This window comes from Methylophaga sp. UBA678 (assembly GCF_002299105.1).
Classification (GTDB): domain Bacteria; phylum Pseudomonadota; class Gammaproteobacteria; order Nitrosococcales; family Methylophagaceae; genus Methylophaga; species Methylophaga marina.
Genome location: NZ_DBNG01000011.1, coordinates 11850 through 35965, shown reverse-complemented (window position 1 = coordinate 35965; position 24116 = coordinate 11850). Strand labels below are relative to the sequence as shown.

22 protein-coding genes are annotated in these 24116 nt (G+C 43.7%); 11 read left to right on the top strand and 11 right to left on the bottom strand.

Going from position 1 to position 24116, the window contains the following annotated elements; all coding sequences use genetic code 11:
- Positions 1-11: 11 nt before the first annotated feature.
- Positions 12-1487 carry a RimK family protein gene (locus B3014_RS06630; RefSeq protein ID WP_289243510.1) on the bottom strand — a complete coding sequence of 492 codons (1476 nt, stop codon included), beginning with the start codon at positions 1485-1487 and terminating at the stop codon, positions 12-14.
- 165 nt (positions 1488-1652) lie between these two features.
- On the opposite strand from B3014_RS06630, the gene B3014_RS06625 reads away from it, so the two are divergent.
- The 9 genes from B3014_RS06625 (at position 1653) to B3014_RS06585 (ending at position 12526) form a co-directional block, all read left to right on the top strand.
- Positions 1653-2726, top strand: coding sequence for a DUF2817 domain-containing protein (locus B3014_RS06625; protein ID WP_289243509.1), 1074 nt, complete (start codon positions 1653-1655; stop codon positions 2724-2726).
- A complete protein-coding gene (locus B3014_RS06620; protein ID WP_289243508.1) occupies positions 2704-3831 on the top strand; it encodes a GNAT family N-acetyltransferase/peptidase C39 family protein in 1128 nt (375 codons plus the stop codon). Before B3014_RS06625 ends, B3014_RS06620 begins: the two co-directional genes overlap by 23 nt.
- Before the next feature lie 46 nt (positions 3832-3877).
- Positions 3878-4339: a TerB family tellurite resistance protein gene (locus B3014_RS06615; protein ID WP_289243507.1), complete on the top strand. Its 462-nt coding sequence runs from the start codon at positions 3878-3880 to the stop codon at positions 4337-4339.
- 140 nt (positions 4340-4479) lie between these two features.
- Complete coding sequence (locus B3014_RS06610) at positions 4480-4977, top strand: sigma-70 family RNA polymerase sigma factor (protein ID WP_289243506.1); 498 nt, start codon at positions 4480-4482, stop codon at positions 4975-4977.
- Complete coding sequence (locus tag B3014_RS06605; protein ID WP_289243505.1) at positions 4974-5912, top strand: FecR domain-containing protein; 939 nt, start codon at positions 4974-4976, stop codon at positions 5910-5912. Before B3014_RS06610 ends, B3014_RS06605 begins: the two co-directional genes overlap by 4 nt.
- Before the next feature lie 102 nt (positions 5913-6014).
- Complete coding sequence (locus B3014_RS06600) at positions 6015-8450, top strand: TonB-dependent receptor domain-containing protein (protein WP_289243504.1); 2436 nt, start codon at positions 6015-6017, stop codon at positions 8448-8450.
- Positions 8451-8563: 113 nt separating this feature from the next.
- Positions 8564-9076: a sigma-70 family RNA polymerase sigma factor gene (locus tag B3014_RS06595; RefSeq protein WP_289243503.1), complete on the top strand. Its 513-nt coding sequence runs from the start codon at positions 8564-8566 to the stop codon at positions 9074-9076.
- Positions 9069-10019 (top strand): FecR domain-containing protein, encoded by a 951-nt coding sequence (locus B3014_RS06590; RefSeq protein WP_289243502.1) that lies wholly within the window; start codon positions 9069-9071, stop codon positions 10017-10019. The genes B3014_RS06595 and B3014_RS06590 overlap by 8 nt, the downstream gene beginning before the upstream one ends.
- A gap of 77 nt (positions 10020-10096) precedes the next feature.
- Complete coding sequence (locus B3014_RS06585) at positions 10097-12526, top strand: TonB-dependent siderophore receptor (protein ID WP_289243501.1); 2430 nt, start codon at positions 10097-10099, stop codon at positions 12524-12526.
- A gap of 123 nt (positions 12527-12649) precedes the next feature.
- On the opposite strand, the gene B3014_RS06580 is transcribed toward B3014_RS06585, so the two are convergent.
- The 6 genes from B3014_RS06580 to B3014_RS06555 all read right to left on the bottom strand — a co-directional run bounded on the left by B3014_RS06580 (position 12650) and on the right by B3014_RS06555 (position 18163).
- On the bottom strand, positions 12650-13009 hold the full coding sequence (locus tag B3014_RS06580) for a Fis family transcriptional regulator (RefSeq protein ID WP_289243500.1): 360 nt from the start codon (positions 13007-13009) through the stop codon (positions 12650-12652).
- Between the two features lie 58 nt (positions 13010-13067).
- Positions 13068-13733: a pyridoxamine 5'-phosphate oxidase family protein gene (locus B3014_RS06575; protein ID WP_289243499.1), complete on the bottom strand. Its 666-nt coding sequence runs from the start codon at positions 13731-13733 to the stop codon at positions 13068-13070.
- 113 nt (positions 13734-13846) lie between these two features.
- Complete coding sequence (locus B3014_RS06570; protein WP_289243498.1) at positions 13847-15481, bottom strand: PepSY-associated TM helix domain-containing protein; 1635 nt, start codon at positions 15479-15481, stop codon at positions 13847-13849.
- Positions 15482-15493: 12 nt separating this feature from the next.
- Positions 15494-15775, bottom strand: coding sequence for a hypothetical protein (locus B3014_RS06565; RefSeq protein WP_289243497.1), 282 nt, complete (start codon positions 15773-15775; stop codon positions 15494-15496).
- The gene (locus tag B3014_RS06560; protein WP_289243496.1) at positions 15775-16047 is read right to left on the bottom strand and encodes a hypothetical protein; all 273 of its coding nucleotides are present in this window, start codon (positions 16045-16047) and stop codon (positions 15775-15777) included. Before B3014_RS06560 ends, B3014_RS06565 begins: the two co-directional genes overlap by 1 nt.
- Before the next feature lie 67 nt (positions 16048-16114).
- The gene (locus tag B3014_RS06555; RefSeq protein ID WP_289243495.1) at positions 16115-18163 is read right to left on the bottom strand and encodes a TonB-dependent receptor; all 2049 of its coding nucleotides are present in this window, start codon (positions 18161-18163) and stop codon (positions 16115-16117) included.
- 106 nt (positions 18164-18269) lie between these two features.
- On the opposite strand from B3014_RS06555, the gene B3014_RS06550 reads away from it, so the two are divergent.
- Positions 18270-19382: a helix-turn-helix transcriptional regulator gene (locus B3014_RS06550; protein ID WP_289243494.1), complete on the top strand. Its 1113-nt coding sequence runs from the start codon at positions 18270-18272 to the stop codon at positions 19380-19382.
- Positions 19383-19602: 220 nt separating this feature from the next.
- The gene (locus B3014_RS06545) at positions 19603-20109 is read left to right on the top strand and encodes a sigma-70 family RNA polymerase sigma factor (protein WP_289243493.1); all 507 of its coding nucleotides are present in this window, start codon (positions 19603-19605) and stop codon (positions 20107-20109) included.
- On the opposite strand, the gene B3014_RS06540 is transcribed toward B3014_RS06545, so the two are convergent.
- The 4 genes from B3014_RS06540 to B3014_RS06525 form a co-directional block, all read right to left on the bottom strand.
- The gene (locus B3014_RS06540) at positions 20106-20480 is read right to left on the bottom strand and encodes a YbaN family protein (RefSeq protein WP_289243492.1); all 375 of its coding nucleotides are present in this window, start codon (positions 20478-20480) and stop codon (positions 20106-20108) included. The two genes, B3014_RS06545 and B3014_RS06540, sit on opposite strands and share 4 nt — an antisense overlap.
- Positions 20481-20483: 3 nt before the next feature.
- Positions 20484-21092 carry a biliverdin-producing heme oxygenase gene (locus tag B3014_RS06535; RefSeq protein ID WP_289243491.1) on the bottom strand — a complete coding sequence of 203 codons (609 nt, stop codon included), beginning with the start codon at positions 21090-21092 and terminating at the stop codon, positions 20484-20486.
- A gap of 81 nt (positions 21093-21173) precedes the next feature.
- A complete protein-coding gene (locus B3014_RS06530) occupies positions 21174-22493 on the bottom strand; it encodes a tetratricopeptide repeat protein (RefSeq protein ID WP_289243490.1) in 1320 nt (439 codons plus the stop codon).
- A gap of 45 nt (positions 22494-22538) precedes the next feature.
- Positions 22539-24047, bottom strand: coding sequence for a surface lipoprotein assembly modifier (locus B3014_RS06525; protein WP_289243489.1), 1509 nt, complete (start codon positions 24045-24047; stop codon positions 22539-22541).
- Between the last annotated feature and the right edge of the window lie 69 nt (positions 24048-24116).

The window sequence follows — 24116 nt, the reverse complement described above, 5'->3', positions numbered from 1 at the left end:
TGGAAAAAAGATTAATGACTCGCAGCCCGGCGTTCTTCCAGCCGTCTTAAAAACTCTCGCATAATGTCATCGTATAAAGCCATACCGAGATAATGATCTTCGACACCGCTATCAATGCTGGGGTTGTCATTAATTTCAATAATGACAATACGGTTACCGCTTTGTTTGATATCCAGGCCATATAGACCATTTCCAATCAATTTCGCCGCTTTTGTCGCAATTTTCAGCACTTTTTCTGGTACTTCGCTCATCGGGATGGCGGAAGACTTACCACTGGAAGTGCCTTTTTTGGTGTTGTGGTTATAGATTTGCCAATGGCCTTTACTCATAAAATATTGGCAGGCATAGATAGGTTTGTTGTTAAACATACCAATACGCCAGTCGTAGTCGGTATACATAAACTCTTGCAAGAGAATAATGGCCGACTGTTGGAAAAAGGCAGGCGCTTGCTCTCGAAGCTCGTCTGCATTGTTTACCTTAATCACACCTTTTGAAAAAGCCCCGTCCGGAATTTTCATCACCAATGGAAAGGTGGCTGTTTCACAAAGTTTGTCCAGACCAGCGGTATCATTACGATATAGCAGGTGTGAATCCGGCATCGGTAGGTTGTTGGCTGACAAGAGTTCTTTTAAATAAATTTTATTCGTGCAGCGAATAATGGATGTGGGGTCGTCAATCACTACTAAACCTTCACTTTCTGCACGACGGGCAAATTTGTAGGTGTGATTATGTGTAGCGGTAGTTTCACGAATAAATAAGGCGTCATATTCTGCTAGGCGAATGTAATCTTTGGGGGTAATCAGCTCCACATCAATACCAATGCGACGTCCACTACTGATGAATTTCTTCAATGCGGCCATATCACTCGGCGGCATGGTTTCTTTAGGATTATGCAAAATGGCCATGTCATATCGAAACTGGCGACGCTTGGCCGGCTTCCGCCACAAGCGATGGCTGAAGTTATCTAAAGCTTCTGCAAAAAAATCTTGCTCGGTTTCTGTGAGCTTATTAATCGCACCGGCTTTTATCTGGCTGATAATCCAGTGTGTGTTAAAGCTAAACTCGACTTCCAGAATAGGGCAGGGGAATTGTTCAAAGATTTGTCGGGCCAGCTTCTGTAAAGAGCTGATAGGTGTTTGCCCAAAACAGATTTTCAGCACGAAGCTTTCACCTGAAGCCATGCTGAGCTGTTTATCAAGCTGAGTGGATAAATCCGACAAGTCGTAGGCATAAAGGCTTTTGCGAGATAAGTCATTAATAGTGCGAAGTCCGGGCAAAACACGGTGCCCTCTGGCTTCTGCCACCATCGAGCAATAATAGCCGCGACTGAGATAATCCAGACTTCGACATAAATTAAGAATTTGCGCAGGGGCATGAGTATTTTGCGATAAGGATTGTAGATAGGTATCAACATCGATCACTTGTTCGCTGGGAAAGTAAGGACTCCAGTCATCAATATTTTCAACTATTATCAAATGCTTAGTCATGTCTGGTCCTTGGTGATGGTAGTGTCAAAAGGCTTTCTAAAAGCGAATCATAAAGTGAATAGACAGGTGATGTAATAAAAAATTTTGCATCCCTTTTTATTTGCTGGTCAAAATGGCAAAACTCACATATCCTTCGCGAAAATTTTGCACAGGAGGCCCATTAAAATGTATGCAGATGCCGTTTTAAGCGTATTTTCGCAGCGCTATTCCAGCGCAAGAGATAAATTCATCAATAATGTCGAAACCAGCTCGATTATTGAAAGACTAACGCATCATCCTCATCCACTTAAAGGCCCGAAAAACGAAAAGTTATTTTGTGATATTGCCTGGGCGGGTAATCCAAAAGCAGAAAATATTATTGTATTAGTGTCCGGACTACACGGTGTAGAAGGTGGCGCTGGCTCAGCAATTCAAGCAGATTTTGTGACACGTTATCGTCGTCTGCCTCAGGATGTCTGTGTGGTCCTGGTTCATGCGATCAATCCATGGGGATTTGCCTGGGCCAGTCGTGGTGATGATCAAGGTGTGGATGTGAACCGTAACTTTGTTGATTTCAACAGTGAGTTACCGGCCTCAAAAGCAGCAAAAATCTGGCAAGAACTGGAACAAGGTAAAACCGATATTGCCACCGTCGCTCAGGACAGGGAAAAGTTTGATTTATTGTCAGAAGGTCAATACGAACAAGCTTCAGCACCTTATTATGGCGGCAGCGAACCCACATGGTCACGTCAGCTTATTGAACAGTTGGCCGCACAAATTAAACCTGCCAAACGTAAACAAGTGATCGTGATTGATATTCACAGTGGATTGGGCCCCTATGGTTTTGGTGAGCTTATCTGTGATCATCCTGTTAACAGTCAGGGTCACCAATATGCTGTCGAGTTATTTGGTGCAACAGTCACTGAACCTTCACTGGGGACATCCAGCTCTGGAACAAAACTCGGTTTGCATGATTATTTCTGGCATCAGCAAGGCGATAATGTGTGCTTTTTAACCTTGGAGTTTGGTACGTTTGGTACTCAGCAGATGTTGCAAGTGTTATCGGATGATCAAAAACTACAACAGAAAGGCAAAATGGACTGGTCTGATGATGCCACGATGGATGTAAAACACGCTATGCAAGATTTTTTCTGCCCTGATCAAAAACAGTGGCAGGAATTAGTATTGTTCCGTGGCCGTCAGGTTATTGAAATGGCGTTAGACGGATTAACTGAACATGCCAATCACAACGCCCGCTGAGTTTGTGCTGCGTGAAGCAACACTTGATGATGTTAACGCGCTCAGTGAGTTAGAAGAAGCGTGCTTTGAAACGGATCGTATTTCAAGACGCAGCTTTAAATGGATGATCAAAAAAGGTCACAGCTTATTGTTGGTGGCGACCACCAGTGACACTCTGGTGGCCTATGTGTTGTTACTTTACTCACAAGGAACGTCACTTGGCCGGGTATATTCATTAGCGGTTGATGCGAATTATCGAAAAGCCGGTATTGCCGCTAAATTAATGCAGGAAGCCGAAACACAGGCGCTGGATGATGGGCGAAGCTTTCTGCGTCTGGAAGTACGGCCTGATAATCTCGGTGCCATTAAGTTATATGAAAAACTCGGCTATCAGCCGTTTGATATTGTCACTGACTTTTATGAAGATCATGCCGACGCTATCCGTATGATGAAAGTGCTGCATCATGTGCCTGAAGTCACACACCCTGAGGTTGCCCACTACTCTCAGTCAACCGACTTTACCTGTGGGCCTGCTTGCCTGATGATGGCAATGAAATGTATGGATAGTGAGTTAGCGCTCACTCGCCAACTTGAATTGCAGTTATGGCGGGAAGCCACGACGATTTTTATGACATCCGGTCATGGCGGTTGTAGTCCTCAAGGCCTGGCCTTAGCTGCCAATCATCGAGGTCTGAAAACCTCTTTAGTTTGTAACTCAGATGACATTCCTTTTATTAATGGCGTACGTAGCGAGGAAAAGAAGTCGGTCATTGAATGTGTCCATCAGGACTTTATCGAAAAAATTGCTGAGTCCGATATTCAACAAATAAAAGCACCGGTTGATGCGGCGTTATTAAGCGAGTATCTGTCTAAAGGGGAACTGGCGCTTGTCTTGATAAGCTCATATCGTCTGAATCAAAGTAAATCCCCCCATTGGATTTTGGTCGTGTCTGTTTCTGACACCTTTGTATATTTCCATGATCCGGATGTGGATTGGGATGATAATAAAAGTGTGACAGATAGTGGTTATATTCCCGTTACACATAAAGAATTTAACCGTATGATTGGCTACGGCAAACCCCGTTATCAAGCTGCTGTCATTGTCAGTCCATCCAATAAGAAATGAACTTTACTTCACTGCTGGCAGTCGGTTTTGCTTGCAGGAGATAACTATGATCGAAAAACTAAAACAAATGTTTTCATCCACCTTGGGTGATAACACCGATGTCTATTTAGCGAATCAACAGCAGTCTAAAGTGCTGGCGGCGGTAGCATTAATGATTGAAATTATTGCGGTCGATGATGAAGAGCATGAGACTGAAAAGGCCATGCTGCGGCAAATCCTCGCTAGTCAATTTGATGTCGAAGACAGCGACGCTGAGAAATTGATTGCCGAAGCTGAGAGAGCGCACAATGAAGCCACTGACTTTTATCACTTCACAGCCGATATTAATCAGCAATATAACGAACAAGAGAAAATCGAACTCATCGAAATGCTTTGGCAAATAGCCTGGGCCGATCATGAACTACAAGATATTGAAGAACATGTGATTCGTAAGCTCGCCAGTTTGTTATACGTTTCCCACAAAGACTTTATTGCTACTAAGCTCAAAGTCGTAGGCGAAGCCAGTTAAGGCTATAACAGCCCAATTATACTTCATGCTTTTTTAAAATAATCCTTATAAATCAAACAGCCCGTTATTTTTATTATTGCTAAATTACTTCCAAAACGATAATGTATCTCATTATCAATTGTCACGTAATTCTATTCATAATGGCTGTGCAATCGCTGGAATCGCTTTATACAGAACATCAAGACTGGCTTCAGAGCTGGATCCGTTCTCGTTTAAATCATGTTGAGCACGCGCAAGATTTAACGCAGGAAACCTTTATCAAGATATTGATGAAGGGGCGTGAGCATGAGTTGAACTCACCCAGAGCATACTTAAGCAGCATTGCACGTGGTTTGCTGGTGGATTTTTTTCGTCGTCGTTCAGTAGAGCAGGCTTATCTCGATGCGCTGGAAATAGAACCAGAGCAACATGCGATGTCTGCAGAGCAACACCATCTCATTATCGATACTTTGCTACAGATTGAACATATGCTGGATGCGATGAGTGAGCGCGGACGACACATTTTTCTACTCGCTCAGCTGGATGGGCTGTCATTTGCTGAAATCAGTCGGCACTTAAATGTCTCCGTGCCGACTGTTCGTAAGCACTTTATTCGAGCGATGGCGCAGTGTTTGTTATTGGTTGAGGACTCACCATGAAACTCACCGAAGACATCCTAACGCAGGCCGCCAGTTGGTTTGTAGATCTTCGAAGTGCACAACCGGGTGATGCTATTTATGAAGCTCATCAGGCCTGGCTTGCTGCTGATAGTCGACATTATGATGCCTGGAAACGGGTAGAACGTTTACAAAAACAATTGAAAATTGTCCCCAATGAAATCAGGCAGAGCACACTGGAAAAGGCACGTCAATCTCGTCGTCAATTAATTAAAACATTGGTTGTCGTTTTAAGCGTGGGTGGTGCTAGTGGCGTGGCCTATAAGCAACGAACTTTTTCTACTTGGATGGCACAATATCGTACTGGGACGGGTGAACGTAAAACAATACAGTTGGCGGATGGTAGCCAAGTATCACTTAATACCGATACGGCTCTGGATGTGAATATCAGTGAGCATGCCAGAGAGTTAACACTCTATCGTGGTGAGATTCTTGTTGAAACAGGCAAACAGATGCCTGAGCAAGACTTTATTGTAAAAACGGCACAAGGAACAGTCAAAGCGCTCGGCACCCGTTTTCAGGTTCGATGTCATCCTGACGCAACCTGGGTCGGCGTCAGTCAACATGCGGTGGAAGTCATGCCTGAAAAAGCCAGTAAAGCTGTCAAAGTTCAAGCTGGCCATTGTATGCGTTTTAACACATTGAAACACGGCTCGGTGAGTTTGATGCCCGTCAATATGGATGCCTGGATACAGGGAATGTTGATAGTCAGCAACTGGCGACTGGATCAATTTTTAAATGAGCTCGGACGTTATCACAAAGGGACATTACATTGTGATGCTGGCGTTGCATCACTTCGTATCTCTGGGGCGTTTAATGTCAATGACACCCGTTCTGTATTAGAAAATCTCAGTAGCACTTTGCCAGTCAAAGTCCGTTATTTCACGCGTTTCTGGGCACAAGTTGAACCCGTCTGAATATTTTTTTGTTTAAGGGGTTAACGATTCTGCTGTGTCGTTCGGCCTGTTAGATAGCAGCGTTATCGCAACGCTAATATCCATTAACTAACAGGACTAGTGATGAAACACACCACTTTCTTACCTTTAACGTTGTCGCCATTAAGTCGACAACTCATCATGGCAGGGATGTTAACTACCGCCATGGTGAGTACTGATCTCACAACCAACATCAGCCATGCAGACAGTGTGACCCAACAACAAACTTTTCATATTCAAGCAGGCTCACTCGAGTCGGCACTCAATCAATTTTCTGTGCAGAGTGGGATCACTGTCTCATTCAGCCCTGATGTGGTAGCCGGCATCCAAACCTCAGCTCATCAAGGGACTAAAGCCCCTTCCACACTACTTACAGAGTTATTAGCTGATACAGGTTTAGAGGCGACATTACTCTCCAATGGCAGTTACTCTATCGTCAGAAAGTCAGCCCCCGTTGCTGTCACACCCAAGCAGAAACAAAGTGTCGAGCTGGATGATATGTTGATTACCTCGACACGCTCTGACACCCAGCTAAAAGATTCGCCACAAGTTGTGACAGTGATTAACCGGGCTCAGATAGAGCAACAGATGGAAATGAGTAGTGACACCTCTCAGATTTTGAGTAATTTGTTGCCTTCATTTTCACCAAGTCGGCAGAAGCTCACCAGTGGTGGTGAAACCTTCCGTGGTCGTTCGCCGTTATTTTTGATTGATGGCGTGCCTCAGAGTAATCCATTGCGTGATGGCCAGCGTGATGGTCACACCATTGATATGTCGATGGTGGAACGTGTTGAGGTGATCCACGGTGCCAGCGCTATTCATGGACTTGGCGCGACGGGTGGCATTATCAACTTTATTACGCGTCGTCCGAGTCAGGATTCACTCAAACAAAGTCTGAATGTACAAATGACGACTCCAACCGGAGAGTTTGGTGATGAAACGTCGGGTTACCGAACGGATTACAATCTGAGTGGCAGCAAAAATGATTTTGAATATACGCTTGGCCTGAGTTACGAGAGACAAGGTGTGTTTTTGGATGCTGATGGCACCGAAATTGGTGTCGATAATGTCCAGGGCGATATCATGAACTCCAAGAGTTACGACCTGTTCACTAAGCTGGGCTATTGGATAAATGATGATCAGCACATAGAAGCCTCCCTGAACCGATATCAGATAGAAGGTGGCAATGATTACATTAGCGTTGATGGTGATATCGATAAGGGCGTACCCACCACCTCAGTCAGGGGAACCCCAGTCGGCGATGCGCCATATAACAGGGTATTAACCTCCAGTCTGAAATATCAAAATTATGATTTAGCGGGTATGGAATTTACTGCTCAGGCATATCGACAAGAGTTTGAAGCTTTATACGGCGCATTAGCATCCAGTAGTTTTGAAGATCCTGTTTTGGCGCCTGATAGCATTGATCAAACGCAGATTGAATCGGTGAAGAAAGGGGCAAAATTCACCTTCGTGAAAGATGGTTTATTAGATGACAGACTAAAAGTTACGACCGGTTTGGATTTGCTTGAAGACAGCTCATTACAAAATCTAGCCATGACAAACCGAAACTACGTTCCGGAAGTGGTTTATAAAAACTACGCACCATTCGTGCAATTACAGTTACAACCAATAGACGCCGTTGTATTACATGCGGGGGTTCGCTATGAGCACTCGGAGCTCGATGTCGATGATTTCACTACTGTCTTTGGTAAGGGCAGTGTTGACGTAAAAGGCGGTAATCCTGATTTCAGTGAGACATTATTTAATGGCGGTATCGTTGTCCGTCCACTCTCGTGGATGAGCGTGTTTGCAAATTATTCAGAAGGCTTTGGTATGCCTGATGTAGGGCGTGTATTACGCGGTGTGAGTGTCGCTGGGCTGAGTGTCGATAGTCTGCTGGATTTAGAACCTATCCTGACGACCAACAGAGAAATTGGTTTACGTTTTGATTGGGACACGGTCGACTTCGAGATCAGTTACTATGAATCTGACTCTGATTTGGGTTCGCGTCTTTCTGCCAATGCCGATAAAACAGAATATTTTGTGAATCGTGAAAAAACAGAAATCAATGGTGCTGAAGCTAACTTAGGTTGGAAAGTGAATGATGACCATAAACTCAACCTGGCTTATTCCTATATTCGTGGTCGTTACGACAGTAATGATGATGGTAAAGTTGATACCGATTTGAATGGTCAAAATATTCCACCTAACCGATTAATTGCCAGTTGGCAGGCAGAATGGACGTCAAAATTATCATCATTTGTACAAGCGAGTTACAACTTCGATCGTAACTTTGATGAGGAAGCCGGTAATGATGAAGAGCAGTTCAAAGCTTATGGGCTGATTGATGCCACGATGGCCTATAAACTCTCTACTGGTAGGCTTCATGCTGGCGTCACCAACCTGTTGAACAAGGATTATTTCAGCTACTCATCACAAACCAGTTATGGTTCAGATGCCCGTAACTTCAAAGGTCGTGGCAGAACCTTAACGCTGGGATACTCATTAGACTTTTAAAGAAGGACAAAAAGCCACCACCTATGTGGTGGCTTTCTCCCATCAAAGAAGACATTGCTAGAAAAAAGTCCAGATGTTAATGTATCTCATTATCATCTTTATTTTGTTGCAATATGCCGCAATCATCTGTCGATTCTTTATACAAAGATAACCAACCTTGGTTATTCAATTGGTTAGTAAAAAAGTTAGGCTGTCAGCACCGGGCAGAAGACCTGACTCACGATACGTTTGTTCGCATATTACAAACTCAGCACAAACAAAGTGAATTTACTATAGAGCAGCCTAAAGCTTATCTTCGGACGGTGGCTAATGGGCTTGTGGTTGACTATTTTCGTAAAAAATCACTGGAGCAAACTTATCAGCTAGCGTTAAAAGAAGTTCCAGAATTAACGCAGCTGTCAGAAGAGACGCTTTATTTATTAAAGGAAACACTGGAGCAACTTGATAGACTGCTTGACCGTCTGCCAAGACGTGTGAAATCTGTGTTTTTATATTCTCAGCTTGATGGTCTTACCTACGCTGCCATTGCGGAGAAAATGGGTATCTCTTTACGGACGGTCAAAAGGGATATGCAACAAGCTTATATTCATTGTTTAACACTTAGCTGGTTTGAAGACAGTGAATAATAGTGACGGACCGCCTAACAAAATTATTACTGAAGCAGCTGACTGGCTGATTCGAAAACAAGAATCTCCATTAACTCAACAGGAGCAGGAGCAATTTGATAGCTGGCATGATCAAAGTCAAGATCATCAAAAAGCCTGGAGAATGGCTCAATCGCTTTCACAGTCATTTCAGTCAGTACCGAGTCATCTTGGCAATATTGTTCTAAAAAGGTCGCAAAAAGATCGGCGACAATTAATCAAATTATTGAGCGGTTTGCTGGTGGTACCTGCTACAGGTGTGATCGCATATAAAACATTCCCTGTTTCTCGTTGGTCTGCTGACTTGAGTACCGCCACTGGTCAGCAGATTACACAACTGTTAGCTGATGGTTCGCGTGTCACAATGAATACACAAACCGCAGTGAATATTCTGTTTGATGATCATCTTAGAAGGGTTCACTTAATTAGTGGTCAAATACAGATATCTACAGTAAAGGATCCACTCTCGCGTCCATTTATTGTGACAACACAATTTGGTCAGGTTGAAGCATTAGGTACAGTGTTCCAGTTGAATCAGCTTTCTGATGGAATCGCAGTCAGTGTGCAACAAGATACTGTTGAAGTGACGACTTTGTCAGGAGAGAAACAGCTACTAAAAGCAGGACAGCAACTTGTCTTTTCTCAACAAAATATTAGTCAGCCCAAGCAGAGTAATGCGGCTGATTCGGCCTGGGTAGATGGTCAACTCATTGTAGATGATGAGAAATTAAGCCTGGTTATTCATGAAATCAGTCGTTACCGAACTGGCTGGTTGCGTTGTAGCCCGGAAGTGGCGAATTTGAAAGTCAGTGGCGTCTTTCAGTTACATGACACCGATAAAGTATTACAAAACCTGGCCAATACTTTACCCATTCGCCTCGTTTATCGAACGCCGTATTGGGTCACGGTCGATAAACGAAATTAATTTGGCCTCTTTTTTTGTGTGCTACGGCTATAGATGTAAACAAGTTCTATTTACATTTATAAACAACAGGTAGTTCAATGAAAAAAAGTAAACAGTCCGAAGCCCACACGATACCCAGTTCCCTAAAACCTAGACAGAACAAGCTTAATGCTGCTTTTCTGCTATCAGCTTCTCTTGTGATTTCATTTCTTTCTTCGTCAGTTGTTAAGGCAGAAACTCAGCAGAGCCAACAAGTACAAGCGTTTAGTATTGCTTCAGGAGGTTTATCAACAGTTCTGAGACAATTTGCGAGTCAGGCAAAAATCACCTTGTCTTTTGACCCCGCTTTAGTGTCGGGTAAGCAAAGCCGTGGACTAAAAGGGCAGTATTCAATAGAAACTGGTTTGCAACAATTGTTGGCGGGCCATGGTTTACAAATCATCACGATTGATGGTGAAAGCTATCGTCTTGAAAGCCGTTCTTCATCTGATAAAGTTGAGTTACCCAAAGTAAGCGTGTCAGGTGACTACATTAATGAAACCGGCTTAGGAGCTGTATCAGGTTATGTCGCTAAACGCAGTATAACTGCCGCAAAATCTGACATACCTCTTATCGAAACACCACAGTCAGTCTCGATTGTGACCGCTGATCAAATAGCTATTCAAAACGCAGAATCATTGCATCAGGCATTGAAATATACACCGGGTATTGTGCCCATGGGCAGTGATAATACGACAAGTGACGGCATGATTATTCGCGGCTTTAATGTCACTGGTTCAGCACCTATGTATTTGAACGGCACTAAACTCTCACGTAATACATTCAGTGGTGTATCTGAGCCCTATGCGATGGAACGTATTGAAATACTCAAAGGTCCCGCTTCAGTTTTGTATGGCAATGCTGCTCCAGGCGGCATTGTAAACATGGTCACCAAACAACCTCAAGCCGACACTTTGCGAGAACTAAAAGTACAGGCTGGGAGTTTTGATCGTAAGCAGCTGGCAGGAGACTTTGCTGGGGCATTAACCGATGATGGGAGCTTGACCTACCGGGTGACAGGGTTAGTCAGACGTAGCGATACCATGACTGACTATATCCCCGATGATCGTGAATTTGTGCAGGGATCGGTGCGTTGGGAGCCAACTGAAAATACCAGCCTGACGTTACTTGCTAATTATCAAAATAACGAAATTGGGTATGTCTATGGTCTGCCGGAAATTGGGACAGTTTCAGATAATATCAATGGCAATATCAATCGTGACCGTTTCATTGGTGAACCTGATTTTGACAAGTATGACGCGAGGAACTACACCCTCGGTTACTTCCTCAACCATGAAATCAATGACCAGATAACTTTCCGTCAGAACTTTCTTCACTTTGGCGCAGATACAGACTGGAACTACCTTACTGCAAGTGGTTTGGATGCTAGTCAGCAGTTACTTTCTCGTGGCGCTGCTTCTCGCGCGGATGAGAACAGCTCCTGGAGTATTGATAATCAACTGGAATTTAAGTGGGATCTGGGGGCTACCCAACATACCTCACTTATGGGACTCGATTATACCGAGCAGACCTTTGAGCGGGTGCAGTACCGTGGTAGCGTAGGTGACTTGAACCTATTTAATCCTATCTATGGTTCAGCCGTTACGCTCAATAGCATTCCAGCCAGCCACAGTAAACAAGACAGTAAGCAATTGGGTATTTATGCTCAGGAGCATATCAAGATTGCTGATAAATGGGTCGTCATGTTGGGGGGCCGCTACGATAAAGTGCAATCAGATACGAAAAACAGATTAACAAACGTCTCGACCGAAAATTATGACGATGATGCTTTTACCGGACGGGCGGGTTTGGTTTATCTGTTTGATAATGGTTTTGCCCCATATATCAGCTACTCCGAATCATTTGAAGCTCCTCCAGGTGGTGAGGATGCCAATGGTTCGGCTTTTAAGCCCACTGAAGGTGAACAATATGAAATCGGCCTGAGATATCAACCTGAAGGGCAAGCCATATCCATAACGGCTTCTGTTTATAAATTGACTCAAAAAAATGTGATGACTTCCGATCTGAATAATCCTGATTTTTCCATTCAGGAGGGAGAGGTTGAATCGAAAGGTTTTGAGCTGGAAGCCAAAGCCAATTTAACCAATAATTTAAATCTGATTGCTTCCTATGGTTATATTGATAATGCGGTAACTGAAAGTAATAGTGGTACGGAAGGCAATCGCTATGGTGCAGTGCCAAGGCATATGGCGTCATTATGGGCAGATTATAAGTTTAGTGAGACGATCCCAGGTCTGGGCTTGGGAGCTGGGGTACGTTATTACGGCAGAAGCTATAATCTTGCCAACACATACGACGTACCCGGGTTTACCGTTGTTGATGCGGTTGTGAATTACAGTCTTACGCCAGAATGGTCACTGGCCTTAAATATCAATAATCTGTTTGATGAAGAATACGCTACCTGTAGCTATGCTTGTTTTTATGGGGTAGAACGCTCAGCCACTGTTAGCGCTTCTTATAACTGGTAAGTCTGTCTGAATCACCTGCCTGAGGTTACTTGGGCAGGTGATTTGTTATTACAGAAAATGAATAGTAAAAATCAAGTAGCACAATATTACACGATGATTCTGAGGTAGATTTCGTCTCCATACTTACTGGGTGGGGGATGACTGACTTAACCTCGTAGGCCAATGACCTTTGTGCTGAAGTGTGCAGTTTTCCTCAGTATCGTAGCTCACATGATCGGCTAGGCGTTTCAACTTGATATCACGTTTCTTAAGCTCTGATTCAATGAGTAATAGCAAACGATCGTGCTTATCTGATTGAAGGTAGTTGTCCAAACTCTCATTGTCATCAAACACATAGATGATCTTCAGGCTGGTGGGATAATTGTCATAGTTCACCAAGTGGGTTAACCACACAAAGCCATGAATATCTTTCAATGCCTGCTCACATACTTCGGTGAGGAGTAACCGTAAGGTATTGTTTATTTTTTTATCTGTTTTACGCATAGTTCGTGTAAATGTAATAGCGGTTGGTCGTGTTGAGGAAAGCCATCCATGTCAGAGACTAAGCCTTCTCATCACCTGATTGAATATAGCTAAACCATTCTTCAATTGGCATGGTGCCACCTTCTTCGGCTACCTGTTGGAGCTCGTGGTCACGCAACACATCTTGCAGGCTATCAATACGTTTCCATGTGGCGATAGGTGTTTTGCATTCTTGTTTGGGGATATAGCGTGAGTCTCTCACTTTCTGATAGCGGTGAACATAGCGGGGGCAGTTTTGCCATAATTCAGATACGGTCACGCGTACTACCATTTCAGCTTCTTTCCATTCATCTATCAGTGGATCGTCACTCGATGCCGTTGCTGTACCCTGCACACGAATGCGATGCGGTGTCTCAAAATTAATAAACAATAAACCGACTTCTGGATTGCCCTGAATATTGCCCATCGAGTAATACATACCATTGCCGTCATAGCTGGGAAACGCAATGGTTTTTTCATCCAAGACTTTGATAAATTTACCTGCTTCACCACCTTTATAAGATACCGTTGGTCGACCACGCTCATCTACCGTTGTCAGAAAAAACATATCACGGCTTTCGATAAAGTCTTTGGCCATCTCATCCACTTCAGTGACAAGCGCCACTTCCTCTACCCGGTCCGCCATTTCCCGGCTATTAAATGCATCTTGCAGGGCGCGATGTTTATCGTTGTACAGTCTGCTCATCGTTTTCTCTCTGTGTTTCTATTTATTTTTTGGTAAGGTTTCACTGTACTGTACAAAAACAGTGGATGCCAATAGTGAAAACACGATCAGAAAACGTCGACAAAATGTCCTTTTTATACAGGGCGAATGGCTGGACGGTATGACCAGACGCTGTCGATGACTTGACTGTGATACACGCGTTGATAGGTTGCTTTGGCAAGCATGATAAAACTGGCAGCCATAATAAGTGCCACACTATCCACCATCAAAGTGTCCAGTTCAGTATGCATCCACAACCCTGTTGATGGAATGAGGATGCTCAGTAAGCTGGTCAGTGGCATCGCAGCAGTAAGCATGGCAGCTAAATACAGCAATTCAACCAAGCTTCGGGCAGCACCACGTATGAAGCTCCATGCAATTGCGGCAAAAAACATTAAGTAATACACCCATTGGAAATGGGCATAGGTGGCCTGAGACTCTAATGCTAACCATTTACTACTGGCGAGCATCAAAGAAATGCCACACACACTGCCCAAGCAAATGCCAACCGTGAGTGAGGCCATCACTTTTACATCTTTTCGTTGAGTGAATAATGTTCCATCGGGCTTACTTCGGCGACGGCGGTTTTCTACCCAGAGTAAATTACCCGTATAAAACAGCCATGCTCCGGCTAAACCCAGAATGAAATATGCCCAACGCATAGGTGAGCCGCCAAAAGTAGCAAAATGCAAAGCAAAAAAACTACTGACAGCTACCATTTCTGTCGGCTGCTGGCCTGGTAAATAATCGGTCGATTGCACTTCTCCCGAATATGGATTGATCGCAATAAAGCCTCCTGGTGCTCGGGGAGCAATGGCATGTGCTTCATGCCCCCAGATCATTACACTAGCTCGTGGTGTGGTTATACCTGAATATTGCAGCTGATAAGGTTCGAATGACGGTGCGACTTCTCTGGCAGTGGCCAGCAATCGTTCTGGTGACAACATCGTTGCAGGATCAGTACTTTGTTCAGGATTCGGCTGCGGGGCACTGGAAAATAATGCCTGACGTAACTGGCCTTCATGAATGAGTTTATCCTGAGCGTCATAGATAAGATCATGGTAGGCAAAACCAAAAGCGGTGATCGCCATAATCAAGTGAAAGGGCAAACTGGTCACACCGACCACATTATGGGCATCGAGCCAGACCCGTTTTGGTTTTCTTCCCAGACGGAACGCAAACAGCTCTTTGACCAGAATAGGTAGCAGAATAATCAAGCCTGATACCAGTGCCAAGGCATATAAAACTGCAAAAACACCCATAATCCAGCGATTAGGATCACTATCAACCGGCAGACCAATCACTCGGTGCAGGGTATCAATAAATTGAGCAACAGGGGCTGGGCTGACTTCTTCAGTGACGAGTGTTTGCTGTTTATCTAAATGAGCGCTGAAGTAACGCAGTGAGGACACATCATGATCGCCGCCTTTTTCATCCTCAACAGTCCACATGATCTGGCGGGTGTGATGTGCTTCGGGGTCTAAATTCACTTGTATATTTCGTGCGGCGGATGGTTCTGACTCAATCAGCTGATCAAGCACAGAGGGGATTTTTTCTAGATCAATACGCTCTGATTGCTGAATAGGCGGTGCAGCCCAATGGGTAATGGGGTCTTTAAAGATGGTTAATGCACCAGCATAAAAAGCGATGAACAAGGCCATGCCGCTGATAATACCCACCCAGGTATGCAGCGATTTATAGGTACGAATAATGTCTGCTTTTACTTTCATGTGGGAGTCATCTCAGAAGGATTTAAATAAAAAATACAGTGCATACAGCACAACATTAGTTAGTCCCAGCCAAAACCAGGCACGAGCACCAGAACGAAATAAAAAACACGTGCAGAGAATGGTGAGCCAGATAGGGCCAAGTAACCACATGATTAATTGAGCTTCACCACTTCGACCTATCTGAAGTGGCAAAAGAAAAAACAAACCGCAGATGGCCATCGCAGCAAAAAAGCCTAAGACGATGCCGGCTAAAGATTTACTGATCCAGTCTGCTCGAAATGGCGTGCTTGTCATTAGCGTGCTCTCCTCAGTGATTTCCAGGCACCAATATAGGGGAATAAGACCAAGAGAAGCATTACCCAGACCAGCAGCATGAACACACCTGCTACAAGCTGCATGGTGGTGATCACTAACACCAGACTGATACCGAGCAGAATTAACCCTATATAGCGTAAATAAGGGGCAGGCCAGACCTTGTTCAACCAAAGTTGGTGACGTGAGGCTAAATAAACACACACACTTCCGCCGAACGACAGCATTAGCGCAAGATAAGGATAAATGGTCATACTGTGGGATCTCTAAAAATAAAAGCAGCCGTCGATAACGGCTGCTTGGTTTACCTGTGACTAAGGCTTAAAAGAATGAATACGTGGCAGAGATACCGACGTTACGCGCCTCAACAAAGTCTGCATACGCTACCGGGACTCTAGCACCAACAGGTTCACGAGAACGGCGAGCGCGTTTATCGGTCAGGTTGTTAACAAATGCAGATAACTCCAGATCAGCAATACGATAATTGGCGCGTAAGTTTATTAAAGTAAAACCGCTGACTTCACGCTCTTTCGTATTTTCTACATCACTGAAATAACCACTGGTGTATTGAATATTACCGCCGAGATCAAAATCATCAGACACATAATAGGTAGCAGCAAAATTGACCGTTTTATCGGGGGCTGAGTTAAGTTCATTACCATCAAGCCCTGTATAGTCGTCACCAGCATCTTTGATTTCGGTGTGTAATAAACCGATTCCTAGACGAGTTTGAAGATTATCCGTCACCCAGGCTGTACCCTCTATTTCGGCTCCGTAGGTTTCCACTTTCTTGATATTGTCAATGCGGCGAAGCGAATTCACACCTTGATAACCATCAAAGTCATTGAAGAACACATTCGCATGGACTTCGTAGCGATTATCATCAAAGCTGGTGCGAAGGAATGCCTCGTAAGTATCTACTTTTTCTTCGTCAAAGTAGTAATAGGCATTATCCGTTACAGAGAGTGCACCACCGGCAGAGTTATAGCCTTTTACAGCACTGACACCGATCCGAGTTTCTGGCGTGATGTCATATTTCAACGCGACTTTGGGCAGCAAAATCGTATCGTCCTCTTTCAACGTATATGGTAGCCCACCATAAGTAAAATCACGCTCTTGAGATTCATCCTGATAACGCAATCCGGTTGTTAAAATTAACTTCTCAGTTAAGCCGAAGTTAAGTTCACTGTATATTGCTTTTGAGTCGGTGGTGTCGTCACCGTTATAGTCAGCAGAGCCACCAATACTATCGATATCTTGATCACGTTTGTAATAGTCGAGACCGATAAACCCGTTAAAGGCATGGTTACCTTCACCAAAATTTAATTTCACATCAATGTTTCTGCTTTTATCATCAATATCCAGATTTTGTGTATCAGCAGGATCCGCTTGGTACGTTTCAAACGCATATTGGTAGTCTAATTGAGCCAGCTTAATGTCTACAGAAGTACGCGTGTTGATTTGATAATGTGCATCAATGCTGTTCATCACACTTTCTGTGTCCATATCACGGAAAAAGGTTTTGAAATACGCATCGGTGTTAGTATCTTCAAAATAGCGACGGCCTCCATCACCTTTTTCAGTGTATTGAGAGTGAGTGAACATTAACTCCAAATCATCAGTCGGTGTCCAAAGTAATTTGAAACGACCTTGTTTGGTATCAAGCTCATTCAAATCAATATTGGTTGGATTACTTTCATAGGGTTCGTTGCTGGTATCGGTTTGTCCATCAATTAACTGACCAGAAAAACGAAATGCCAATGTATCTTCTATAACAGGACCAGACAGCATGACTGCTTTGTCTATATAGCGTTCGTTATTACGGTAGCCCAATCTCACTTTGCCTTCCCAATCAAACGTTGGATCAGCTGTCTTGATATACATGGCACCAGCGATACTATTACGTCCATTATTGGTAGATTGAGGGCCACGGAAGACTTCAATTTGCTCAATATCCCACAAGCCAGAATCACCGACTAAGTCAGCGATAAAAGGTTGGTTAACACCATCAATCAATGTTGAAAAACGAGCACTGGCTCCACCTGTTACAGCATTAAAGCCACCTGCAGCACCATTACCTAAAACACCACGAACATTCGCTACAGCACCGGTTTGTACAACAACATTCGGTACAGAAGAAATAGCATCACGCAAGGTGTGGTATTGGTTTGATTTCAATGCTTCTTGATCAATGACAGAAACGGAAGAAGCTGTGTCTTTCAGAGTCCGTGTTTGTTTTTCACCTTCAACAGTGATGCTTCCTAACTCAACACGGTTGCTCTGTTTTGAGTTGCTGTTTACCGCGTCGTCAGCAAAGACTTGTGTACTCATACACGCTGATATTGCGATGGCTAAAATATGTTTGTTCATAAATCCCCTTAACATTATGCGTAGACCGATTTTCTTGTTATTTTTTGTAAATGAAAATCATTATCATTATATAATGTGGCTATAGAGCAAGTTCCCAAAAAGAGTTATGAGCAAACGTCATAGTGTTATGAAATATCACCAGTCACTCGAAAGCGTGCAATTAAATGATGAAAAAACAGCCCTGACAGTAGCTGAACAGAATGACTATTCACCAAACAAACAAGATAATCAGGTGACAGCGAGACTGGATAATATGATTTATCTGTCTGAACTGAACCGAATGAATGTGCGTTACCTCAGCTTTTCAGAAGACACGGCACAGGATGAAGTCGTTTTAAAAGGCCTCTTTCATCATCATTTTGATCGACATGGTCTGTCTGTGCATGCCGGTAACTTAATAGAAATGGCGGATAGAATCAGCTTTGCAGAACTGCCTCCTGCGATCAGCATGACCATCTTATTTGATGGAAAAGTGTCATTTTCGCTTGGCTCGCAACGTTATCAGCTAGGTTGTCTTGGTGAGGGCCATGTGGAGTGTTCCGCTTTTATTATTAATCAACCTGAAATGCTTAGTCGCCGTTTCGAACGCGGTATGCATGTGAATAAACTCAATATATTTATCGAACGACAATGGCTTGAGGAAAGAGCGACTACACCAGATGAAAAGCAGCATATTCAACAGCTATTTCAAGCTCATGCTGCTTTTTACCATTGGCAAGCTTCTGATGTTGTTGCAAAGCTGGCCAGTGATTATTTATTTAAAGCCCAACACACGACTATTCAGGATGAGTTACTGAAAGAGGCGATCATCTTTCAACTGATCGCTGAAAATTTAAAGGTACTATCGTCACTCCATCGAGTAGAAAGGCCACAGGAGACAAGTCAATTCTATGCAACTGCATCACAGGAAAACCAGCTAAGACATCAAATTGATGACATGCTTATGCAATCCATGACCGTTGCAGAAATGGCTTCAGCGATAGGGCTGAGTGTGAGCACTTTACAGCGTAAGTTTAAAACGACCTATGGGGTAACAGTGAATAATTACTGTCGCCAACGACGTCTGGATATGGCAAAAAAAGCATTATTGGTCGACAAGAAATCCATTGGTGAAGCCGCCTTTATAGCCGGTTATGCACACCCCTCAAACTTTATTACGGCCTTTAAAAAACGCTTCAAACTCACTCCTTCAGAACTGGTTGCTACTATTTTTCCCTGAAGATTTGGCAAACATTGTGTGATCTCAGTTAAAAACGAATAACGGAATTTATCCATCCTTAAGCTATTCTGATTAGCGAAAAGGATGCGACTCGGAGGGGATAAATCCAGTAAAAATCAATTAACTATTAACTAAAAGACTGATTTGCAATTTTTTAGTTTATAGATGATAATGATTCTCGTTAAGATTTGTAGGCTTTTAATAAGAGAAGGAGACCATCATGCGTGCTACACACACAGACACTATTGAAAATCTGTACCTGGAGCACCGTGGTTGGTTGTCGGTATTTATTCAACGCCGAATGGGTTGCCCTGAAACCACCGCCGACCTGATTCAGGATACCTATCTACGTATACTCACGAATGGTCGACTACCCGAGCAAAAAGATGCTCGTAAATATTTAACGCATATTGCCAAAGGTCTGGTGATTGATGTGTTTCGTCGTCGTCGTGTTGAAGAAGCCTATCTGGAATTTCTGAAACAACAACCGGAGGACACAGCCCATTCGGTTGAAACTCAAACATTGATGATAGAAGCCTTAACCCAAATTGATAGTTTATTACATCGTTTGCCTGCCAATGTGCGCCAAGCCCTATTGATGAGGCAACTTGATGGCATGAGCTATAAGGACATTGCTAAGCACTTAAATGTCTCTGTCTCCTCAGTGGAAAAATATATCGCCAAAGGTTTGCAGGCATGTCTTGCTGCCTCACTCTCATCAGACTAACTCGTGATGCTTGATGGTTCTGGCCGGGTGATTAACCAGTACAACACCGCCACCATCATGCTTGAACTCACACACTTCACCCACAGTGGTAGTCCACTTAAAAATAGCAGATAACAGCTTATTGTCATCGACACTAGAGCTATCACTTTGGCACGACGCGGTATTGCTCGGTGTTGCTGCCATTGCTGGATCATATGACCAAATCGTGGATGATGTAATAACCAGTGGTGCAATTGTGGCCAGCCTTTTGCCGAACACCAGAGTGCCATCAAGACAAACTCGGTCGTAGGCAAGCCCGGTAATATCAGGCCTACGAAGGCAATACCGAGAAAAATCAATGCGAAAAGGCGCCACAATAAGGTTATAACCATGGTTTAACTCGCTACAGCATCATCTATCATTACATCGTTAACGGCATCAGTGACAAAAATAAAAGCCTGTGTTGCACCCACTAATGCTTTTTCACGTTGTGATTGTGTTAACTCAAGTTGATCTAACATTGCTTTAAACTGTTTCCAGTGAGTAGCACGTCCGTCCGAGTGTGCGGCCATGTGGCTGGCACCAAACGTTTCAGACAAGTTCAGTTGGTTTTTGACATGTTTGAGTAACATTGCCGCGCCTAACGTTGAACCTTCAAGCGCGTATAACCAACCAAGGCCCTCATATTCATCTGAAATCCTGATGTAGCTTGCGATACGCTGATCTTCTGCGATGAGCGTATTATTTAATTCAACGTCGTCACAGTCTGATAAAACGGCATTAAGACGGCTACGACCACTCAAGTCAGGCAGTAAGTTTAAGAGCTTGGTATTGTGATAGAGCGGTTCTGCTGCAGTATGCAGACGTAATTGCATACGCAGAAACCCTTGATAATGTTTGCTATCAGCAAACGGATTTAGTTGCATCACGCGTTTATCCAGTACTTCATGTAAATCATGTGTTTCGCTGCGTAAAGCATTTGAAAGCGTCATTTGGTCTGTCATCGGTTTATCCTGTTCATAAAATGTCTGTGTTATCTGATATACCGAAGCAGATGGTGATTTCCGTAATGCAGCAGCTGATTTTTATTGAAGTTGTTGTTTAATCTTCTGGATGGCTTGATTGTACTGAGCGGCTTTAGCAGGCTTATCCCAAGCGATATAAAGTGACTGTATATTTTGCAAAGCCAGTAGCAGGTTTTCATCTGTTGCAGCTTGGGTCTTTTGCAAGTTCTCTACGGCGCTTAAAAAAGCTGTTTCGGCTTTAGCAAATTGCCGTTTGTTGTAATACAAAGTGCCGAGATAACCAGCGATGCCAGCTGCCTCAACTGGCCGCTTTTGCAAACTTTGATATAACACTAAGCTCTGCGATAAAGACGCTTCAGCCGCTTTTGTATCATGTGTCGCCAGTTGTAACGCGCCGAGGTTACCTAAAATGGTGGCTTGCTCAATACTGTGTTCTTTGTTCAATAACTTAAGTTGGGACAAGGCTTGCTGATAATACTGTGCTGCCTGTTCAAGATGGTTTTGTTGCTGCTGATATAAACCTAATTCATTGAGCTGCATCACGGTTGCCATCGAGGAGGGGCTATCATTTTGTGCATTGAGACTTTGCTTTCGGATTGCAGCTGCTTTATCTGTCTGACCAGATTTGTCATAGGCTATGGCGAGTAAATTCAGTAATTCTGACAACCGTTCATCAGCCAGTTTTGATTCATCATTGAGTTTCTTTTTCATCTGTTCAAGTGAGGTGATGGCTTGATAATACTGACCCTCTTTTAATTGAATATTAGCAGCTGATAACACTAAATCGCTTTCTATGGATAAGGGTAATTGAGCACCTGTTTTATCCATTGAGTCGGATAAGGTGGTTGAAACCAGATGTAATGCCTGCTGCTGATTGCCTAGTGAGATCAGGATTTGCGTCTTTAATAAAATGGCCTGCCACATCTTGCCGTTACCATCACTCTGGCTGAGCTGGAATTGTTCTATCGACTCACCCAACACGCTATCGGCTTTATTTAGCTGATGATTTTTTTGCAGTAACACGCCCTGATTAAATAATAAGGTGGCGAGCTGTTCATCAGGCGAAGCGGATGCTTTTTTGGCTAAGGTCACCGCGGTTGATAAGGAGGCCATTGCCTGCTCAGGCTGATCTTTTGCCTCCTGAATAAATGCCAATAGATTGAGGCTGCTGGCTTTGTAGATATCACCATTATCAGCTTTTTCAGCACGAGCAATGGCTTTACGAATCGCAGTTTCAGCGGCATCATAATTGCCCGTTTGATAGGCGCTGGATGCTTCAGACTGCCACTGTTGCCATTCATTTTGCTCAGCAGCTTGCACACTCAATGAATTGAAAACGAGGCAAACCAGTAAGATAAAAAATGGGGGTGGTATCAACATAAATAGTCCTGATTATTTTCTGCTTTTGGCTGCTTTTGAAATTTATTAAAACCGCTTTTCCAATTTCAAACTGGCGCTATTCCTATCATAAGAATAAAGCCAATTCACATTGCTATGTACTTTGCGATGCTTGAAGGTAAGGTTTGGTTCCAGCCCATAAAAACTCAGTCCGGGAAACCGCACAATAAGGGTGTAGTTTTGTTCAATATCTTCACGCTGCTCACCCAGTAAAGCGTTAAATTCATCATGCTTACGTTGACGCACAGAGGTGAAAAGGACGGCATTGATGTTGTCACTAAACTCTTTGGAGACACCTGCTCTTATGCCATATTGTTGATAAGCGAAGGGTTCTGTCTCTGCTTCTTTCTTGGTCCAGTCCACCCCGCCAAATAGCGTCCATTGATCAGGGAATACATACCAGGCGGTGGCATAAGCTGACCAAATATCACCGTTGTAAGCAGCGTAGTCTTTTTGTCGATATTGCTGATCTTTATAATCGGCTTCAAGTTTAAACAGCACACGATCGGACACATAATGTAACCACTCACTATGTAGTCCCCAGGCTCCATACATGGATCGATGACCATAACGAGAGAAATCAAAAGACGGTGCTAGTGAAAATTGATTGCGTTGAGTGTGGTAGCTATAACCGAGCTGTGAGGTAATTTGGCTTTCATTAAAATCAGAGTGGTCTTTGTAACTTTGACCAAATAATAATGAGCGGAAAAACACACCATGATGACCGGATAAAGCGAATCGTTTATTCAGTGTGGCTTCGTAGTCCAGACCATGTGCCTCCACTGCTTCGGGTGTCTCGCGTTCGTAGAAGCAGACATTGCCAAAATAGAGTAAACAACTGTAACTTTCAGATGATTGGTTTAAGTTATCAACCCAGGTGGGGCCAATAGAAAATGAGCCTTGCCATGACTGGCGTTTATCTAACGCCTGTAAAAAACTATCTACAGTCGTGCTAACGCCTTGCTGACGTGCATCGGCGGGATTGAGTGTCTGTTGAATGCTGCCAAACACCTTATCTGACTCTGCATCTTTCCTATTTTCAAACAGCACGCGTGCGAGCTCTAACTGACCGGGTAAAAAGTCGGGTTTTAATTCGATAAGCTGACGGTATTCTGATTCTGCCTGTTCCAGATTGCCTTCCATCCGAGCAATAGCGCCCCGTGCATAAGCGAGCAGCATAGGATCTGCATCAGCAAACTCTTCATATTCTTCTAGAAAAAACTTCACCGATGACCACTGTTTTTTCTGCAATGACACATACAAGGCACGGCCGACATCATTACTGTTGTGCTGGACGGTATATGACTGACCATCGATGATTAAACTGGGTCGCTCACCTCGCAGATAGTCTTCATCTTTCAGGATTTCCTGCTCTTGTTGATCAGCGCGTAACTCAATGCCCTGGTTCAAACGAAGAGACGTGTCTTTATCATCTGCCCAACTGTTCGGACTGGTTAACGATAGAACGGTCAGGCACAAAAACGCTACCCATCCTGAGGTGGGGTAATGGTGAGATCGGTATACATCAAACATCATGTTGAAACTCATGAAAAGGAAAAAGCCAGATGCTCGAAAGCATCTGGCCATGTTTCATCCTTGAACTAA

What these genes read in the sequence shown, in the direction of transcription:
- B3014_RS06630 (WP_289243510.1), bottom strand. Translation starts at nt 1,487, where the DNA reads ATGACTAAGCATTTGATAATAGTTGAAAATATTGATGACTGGAGTCCT.
- B3014_RS06625 (WP_289243509.1), top strand. Translation starts at nt 1,653, where the DNA reads ATGTATGCAGATGCCGTTTTAAGCGTATTTTCGCAGCGCTATTCCAGC.
- B3014_RS06620 (WP_289243508.1), top strand. Translation starts at nt 2,704, where the DNA reads ATGCCAATCACAACGCCCGCTGAGTTTGTGCTGCGTGAAGCAACACTT.
- B3014_RS06615 (WP_289243507.1), top strand. Translation starts at nt 3,878, where the DNA reads ATGATCGAAAAACTAAAACAAATGTTTTCATCCACCTTGGGTGATAAC.
- B3014_RS06610 (WP_289243506.1), top strand. Translation starts at nt 4,480, where the DNA reads ATGGCTGTGCAATCGCTGGAATCGCTTTATACAGAACATCAAGACTGG.
- B3014_RS06605 (WP_289243505.1), top strand. Translation starts at nt 4,974, where the DNA reads ATGAAACTCACCGAAGACATCCTAACGCAGGCCGCCAGTTGGTTTGTA.
- B3014_RS06600 (WP_289243504.1), top strand. Translation starts at nt 6,015, where the DNA reads ATGAAACACACCACTTTCTTACCTTTAACGTTGTCGCCATTAAGTCGA.
- B3014_RS06595 (WP_289243503.1), top strand. Translation starts at nt 8,564, where the DNA reads ATGCCGCAATCATCTGTCGATTCTTTATACAAAGATAACCAACCTTGG.
- B3014_RS06585 (WP_289243501.1), top strand. Translation starts at nt 10,097, where the DNA reads ATGAAAAAAAGTAAACAGTCCGAAGCCCACACGATACCCAGTTCCCTA.
- B3014_RS06580 (WP_289243500.1), bottom strand. Translation starts at nt 13,009, where the DNA reads ATGCGTAAAACAGATAAAAAAATAAACAATACCTTACGGTTACTCCTC.
- B3014_RS06575 (WP_289243499.1), bottom strand. Translation starts at nt 13,733, where the DNA reads ATGAGCAGACTGTACAACGATAAACATCGCGCCCTGCAAGATGCATTT.
- B3014_RS06570 (WP_289243498.1), bottom strand. Translation starts at nt 15,481, where the DNA reads ATGAAAGTAAAAGCAGACATTATTCGTACCTATAAATCGCTGCATACC.
- B3014_RS06565 (WP_289243497.1), bottom strand. Translation starts at nt 15,775, where the DNA reads ATGACAAGCACGCCATTTCGAGCAGACTGGATCAGTAAATCTTTAGCC.
- B3014_RS06560 (WP_289243496.1), bottom strand. Translation starts at nt 16,047, where the DNA reads ATGACCATTTATCCTTATCTTGCGCTAATGCTGTCGTTCGGCGGAAGT.
- B3014_RS06555 (WP_289243495.1), bottom strand. Translation starts at nt 18,163, where the DNA reads ATGAACAAACATATTTTAGCCATCGCAATATCAGCGTGTATGAGTACA.
- B3014_RS06550 (WP_289243494.1), top strand. Translation starts at nt 18,270, where the DNA reads ATGAGCAAACGTCATAGTGTTATGAAATATCACCAGTCACTCGAAAGC.
- B3014_RS06545 (WP_289243493.1), top strand. Translation starts at nt 19,603, where the DNA reads ATGCGTGCTACACACACAGACACTATTGAAAATCTGTACCTGGAGCAC.
- B3014_RS06540 (WP_289243492.1), bottom strand. Translation starts at nt 20,480, where the DNA reads ATGGTTATAACCTTATTGTGGCGCCTTTTCGCATTGATTTTTCTCGGT.
- B3014_RS06535 (WP_289243491.1), bottom strand. Translation starts at nt 21,092, where the DNA reads ATGACAGACCAAATGACGCTTTCAAATGCTTTACGCAGCGAAACACAT.
- B3014_RS06530 (WP_289243490.1), bottom strand. Translation starts at nt 22,493, where the DNA reads ATGTTGATACCACCCCCATTTTTTATCTTACTGGTTTGCCTCGTTTTC.
- B3014_RS06525 (WP_289243489.1), bottom strand. Translation starts at nt 24,047, where the DNA reads ATGATGTTTGATGTATACCGATCTCACCATTACCCCACCTCAGGATGG.